Below are 1,745 nucleotides of genomic sequence, written 5' to 3' on the forward strand. Positions count from 1 at the left end.
CCCAGTCCAGGGTTTTCGGAGGAGCGGTTCTCGAAGCGAAACGAAGTGACGAGAAGAACCCGACGAGAAAAAAGTGGATATGTACCTCTCACGATCGGCTGTTTCACCGTCAGGCCCAGTGAAACCAACACGATCGAGAACCCAATCGATACCGTCCGCTCGCCACGAAAACCCTAGTACCCTTCCAGCATGTTCTCGACGTACTTCGCGATCACGTCGACCTCCAGATGAACTGGGTCGCCAACGTCCTTCTCCGAGAGCGTCGTGAGTTCGTAAGTCGTCGGGATGACGGCGACGTCGAACGCGCCGTCTCGCTTCTCGGCCACCGTCAACGAGATCCCGTCGAGCGTCACGGAGCCCTTGTCGACGAGGTAGCGACTGTGTCCCTCCGGGATCGCGAAGGTGAACCGCCAGTCCTCGCCGACCGGTTCGACCGCGGTCACCTCGGCGACGGTGTCGACGTGGCCCTGCACGACGTGGCCGTCGAACCGCCCGTCGGCGGGCATCGCACGCTCGAGGTTGACGGCGTCGCCCCTCCGGAGGTCGCCGAGGTACGTCTTCGCGACCGTCTCGCTCGCGAGGAATACCTCGAACCAGCCAGTTCCGGCGTCCCCCGCGTCGCCGCCGCGTTCGTCGTCGGCTCGTCCGTACTCCTCGACGGTGAGACAGATGCCGCTGACGCTTATCGACTGGCCGTGCCGGAGGTCGTCGAAGCCGTCGACGCCGATCCGGAGGCGAATCCCGTCTGCGGTCTCGGTCCGACCGCGGACGGTTCCAGTGTCCTCGACGATGCCGGTGAACATACCGGACCTGCGGGCGGCCGACGGATAGCCGTTCTGGGTCCGGACCGACCGGCCCCGCTGAGACGCGACGGTCCCCGTGGGACACCGACGGCTCGTCACGCTTATTCGGTCCCGGGCGATACGTCCTCGCATGCGACTCGGGCTGATGGACATGATCGGGCTGGCGGCCTCGCTCGTCTTCGCCCTCCCGCTCGCGAACTACGCGCTGATCCGGCTCGTCGCCGGCGAGGTCGCGCTCGGCGTGGGGCTGCTCGTGGTCGCCGTCGCGATGGTGATCCTCCCGCAGTACTTCCTCGATCCCGGCCGGATCCTCCGCGGACTGCTCTCCGGGCTGCTCCCCCGTCAGCTCCGCGGGGGCGGCGGGGCGAGCGAGCCGGCGCCGGAGGAGGCGGAGTCGACGGACGCGTCCGCCTCGTCCGCCGCCGACGTCCGCGAGAAGTGACCTCGAGACAACGCCCTCCGCCACCTCGATGTTCTCCCCGTCGACTGCCCTCCCCGCCGCCGACCGATTCACCGTCGTTCCGGCACGATCCCGAGCGGATGCTCCGCGAGAACCGCGTGGCCGTCCTCGGTGACGACGACGAGGTCGCCGAGCCGGACGCTCCCGACGTCCGGGTCGACGACGCCCGGATCGACCACGAGGACGTGGCCCGGACACAGCTCCGTCCCGCCCGAGAGCGACGGCGGCTCGCAACGGCTCAGCCCCACGCCGCGTCCGACGTCTCGGACCGCACCCGTCTCGCCGAGATCGGGGTTCGGGTCGAAGCCGTACGCGGCCAGCTCCGCGAGCGCCTCCGCGCGGACGGTCGAGGCGGGCGTGCCGGGGGCGACCTCCGCGAGCGCGCCTCGCGGGCGGCCTCGACGGCGACGTGTGCGCGCCGCTTCCACCCGCCGTCGCCGTCGACGACGAACGTCCGCGCCGCCGCGCCGCGGTACATCCGG

2 protein-coding genes and 1 pseudogene are annotated in these 1,745 nt (G+C 69.7%); 1 reads left to right on the forward strand and 2 read right to left on the reverse strand.

Annotated elements, in window-relative coordinates:
* Window positions 1–173 precede the first annotated feature (173 nt).
* Complete coding sequence (locus GJ633_RS16405; RefSeq protein WP_156589618.1) at window positions 174–803, reverse strand: riboflavin synthase; 630 nt, start codon at window positions 801–803, stop codon at window positions 174–176.
* 130 nt (window positions 804–933) lie between these two features.
* On the opposite strand from GJ633_RS16405, the gene GJ633_RS16410 reads away from it, so the two are divergent.
* Entirely contained in the window at window positions 934–1,245 is a 312-nt protein-coding gene (locus GJ633_RS16410; RefSeq protein WP_156589619.1) for a hypothetical protein, read from the forward strand.
* Between the two features lie 68 nt (window positions 1,246–1,313).
* On the opposite strand, the pseudogene GJ633_RS16415 reads toward GJ633_RS16410, so the two are convergent.
* Window positions 1,314–1,745, reverse strand: a pseudogene (locus GJ633_RS16415) (M24 family metallopeptidase); the annotation flags it as partial.

Source organism: Halorubrum sp. CBA1125 (assembly GCF_009742825.1).
In the GTDB taxonomy this organism is placed as follows: domain Archaea; phylum Halobacteriota; class Halobacteria; order Halobacteriales; family Haloferacaceae; genus Halorubrum.

Bases quoted from the DNA above. Each gene is read 5' to 3' on its own strand.
- GJ633_RS16405 (WP_156589618.1), bottom strand. From the start codon at position 803: ATGTTCACCGGCATCGTCGAGGACACTGGAACCGTCCGCGGTCGGACC.
- GJ633_RS16410 (WP_156589619.1), top strand. From the start codon at position 934: ATGCGACTCGGGCTGATGGACATGATCGGGCTGGCGGCCTCGCTCGTC.